The organism is uncultured Gordonia sp., assembly GCF_937858515.1.
In the GTDB taxonomy this organism is placed as follows: domain Bacteria; phylum Actinomycetota; class Actinomycetes; order Mycobacteriales; family Mycobacteriaceae; genus Gordonia.
Genome location: NZ_CALLZT010000128.1, coordinates 1 through 2,187, shown reverse-complemented (window position 1 = coordinate 2,187; position 2,187 = coordinate 1). Strand labels below are relative to the sequence as shown.

Here is a 2,187-nt window from a genome sequence, read left to right as displayed (position 1 = left end):
AGGAATTGTCAATACCTGTGGATCGGGGTGTTTCAGGCGACCTCCGTTCCGGTGCTCTCGTCACCGTTTGAAGGCGGTGTTGGTGGGGTGATGTCGGTGGGTCGTTCGAGGAGCTTGCCCTTGTGGAAGACCGCGCCGGCGCGGACCAGGGCGACCAGGTGCGGGGCGTTGACGGACCGCCAGCGGGTCTGGGCGGCGTCGATCAGCTTGTAGGCCATCGCAAGTCCGGCCGCTCGTGATCCCGGCCCCTTGGTGACCTTCGTCCTCAAACGCACTGTGGCAAAGGTACTTTCGATCGGATTCGTCGTGCGCAAGTGGATCCAATGTTCGGCCGGGTATTTGTAGAACTCCAGCAGAGTGTCCAAATCGTCGGTGATCTTGGCGACAGCCTTGGGGTACTTCGCGCCGAAGTCGACCTCGAACGCCTTGACCGCGACCTGGGCCTTGTCGATGTCCTCGGCGTTGTAGATGTCCTTGATCGCCGCCAGCGCCGACGGGTGTGCTGATTTCGGCAGGGCAGCAAGCACATTGGCCTGCTTATGAAACCAGCAGCGTTGTTCCTTGGTAGACGGGAACACCTCCCGCACCGCCCTCCAGAACCCCAGGGCCCCGTCGCCGACGGCCAGCGCCGGGGCGGTCATCCCGCGCCGCTTGCAGTCGCGCAACAGATCAGCCCACGACTCGGTCGATTCCCGGTAGCCATCAGTGATCGCGACGAGTTCCTTGCGGCCGTCAGCGCGCACACCGAGCATCACCAGCAGACACAGCTTCTCCTGGTCCAGGCGAACCTTGAGGTGGATGCCGTCGACCCACAAGTAGACGTAGTCGGTATGAATCGCCCCGACTTTGATGCACACCTTCTTTCGAGGGAAGGTAGTTCGCATCATGCCGAAGAAGTACGACGAAGAGTTCCGGGTCCGTGCGGTCCGGTTGGTGACCGATCATGGCGAGGAATACAGCACTCGCACGGCTTGCATCGTGGCGGTGTCCAAGCGGTTGGGGATGTCCTACGAAACGCTGCGCCGGTGGGTCAATCAGGCCGAGGTCGATACCGGGGCCCGTGACGGGGTGCCCACCGATACGGTGCGCGAGTTGCGGGAGCTCAAACGCAAGAACCGTGAGCTTGAGGAAACGATCGAAATCCTCAAGGCGGCAACGAGTTTCTTCGTGCGGGAGAGCGACCCGCGACACCGCTGATCTGTGCGTTCATCGCCGAGCATCGGGCTCGGTTCGGGGTCGCTCCGATCTGCCGCGTGCTCTCTGAGCACGGCTGCACGATCGCCCCGAGAACCTTCTACGCGTGGCTGAGCAGACCCCCGTCTGCGCGGACACTGTGGGACACCGTCATCACCGAGGTATTGGCTGGCTACTACGAACCAGACCAGGCTGGCCGACGCGCACCAGAATCGTTGTACGGGGCCACGAAAATGTGGGCCCACCTGCAACGCCAAGGCATCACGGTGGCCCGCTGCACCGTGGAACGCCTGATGCGGGCAAACGGGTGGCAGGGGGTGACCCGTCACAGAAAGGTCCGCACCACGATCGCTGATCCGGCAGCGGCGCGGGCGGCCGATCTGGTCAGGCGGCAGTTCCGGGTGCCCGCACCCAATATGCTGCTCGTCGCGGACTTCACTTACGTCCGATTGTCTTCGGGGGTGTTCGTCTACACCGCGTTTGCCATCGATGCCTACGCCGGGCGGGTCGTGGGTTGGACCTGCTCGGCCGGCAAGGAGGATCGGTTCGTCCGCCAGGCAATCCGGCACGCGGCGCAACTTCGATGCAATGAAGGTAATCCATTGTTGGGCAACACTATTCACCACTCGGACGCGGGGTCGCAGTATACGTCGGTGCGGTTCGGGGAAACCCTGTCTTTGTCCGGTTTGGTGCCCTCCATCGGCAGCGTCGGCGACGCATTCGATAACGCTCTGGCGGAAACGACCATCGGCCTGTACAAAACCGAAGCTGTGCGTGCAGACTCACCGTTTCGGCGCGGACCCCTGGATCGGCTGGCCGACGTCGAACTACTCACCGCCGACTGGGTCCACTGGTACAACACCGACCGCATCATGCACCGCCTGGGCCGCATCCCACCCATCGAATACGAGAACCTCTACTACGCTACGAACACAGCCCAACCAGAGGCTGCACACCCATAACCACGTGTGCATCGAACTCGGGGCGATTCAG

General features: G+C 62.7%; 1 protein-coding gene and 1 pseudogene. One reads left to right on the top strand and one right to left on the bottom strand.

Features of this window, described 5'->3' with window-relative positions:
* Window positions 1–32: 32 nt before the first annotated feature.
* Window positions 33–830, bottom strand: a pseudogene (locus Q0627_RS11745) (IS256 family transposase); the annotation flags it as partial.
* Between the two features lie 55 nt (window positions 831–885).
* On the opposite strand from Q0627_RS11745, the gene Q0627_RS11740 reads away from it, so the two are divergent.
* Window positions 886–2,156 (top strand): IS3 family transposase gene (locus Q0627_RS11740; protein WP_298810076.1). Its coding sequence is split into 2 segments (ribosomal slippage): window positions 886–1,159 and window positions 1,159–2,156, totalling 1,272 coding nucleotides; the frame shifts between segments, so codons are not numbered across the junction.
* Window positions 2,157–2,187: the final 31 nt, after the last annotated feature.